General features: G+C 66.9%; 1 protein-coding gene. It reads left to right on the top strand.

What is annotated here, in order from left to right:
* Positions 1–7 precede the first annotated feature (7 nt).
* The coding region (locus NVV99_RS26675; protein WP_260783322.1) for an urease subunit gamma at positions 8–251 on the top strand (244 nt) is incomplete at its 3' end.

Below are 251 nucleotides of genomic sequence, written 5' to 3'. Positions count from 1 at the left end.
CGTGGCCATGGCCGCCATTGTCGCGCGCAAGCGCCTTGAGCGCGGCGTCAAGCTCAATCACCCCGAAGCCATCGCTCTCATCACCGATTTCGTGGTCGAGGGGGCCCGCGACGGACGCGCCGTCTCCGAACTCATGGAGGCGGGCGCCCACGTCATCTCGCGCGACCAGGTCATGCAGGGCGTGGCCGAGATGATCCACGACGTCCAGGTCGAAGCCACGTTTCCCGACGGCACCAAGCTCGTCACCGTTC

It is taken from the genome of Rhodococcus sp. PAE-6, from assembly GCF_025290685.1.
Lineage (GTDB): Bacteria > Actinomycetota > Actinomycetes > Mycobacteriales > Mycobacteriaceae > Rhodococcus > Rhodococcus pyridinivorans.
The sequence above is the reverse complement of the archived record's forward strand: the minus strand, read 5'-3'. Positions and strand labels throughout refer to the sequence as shown.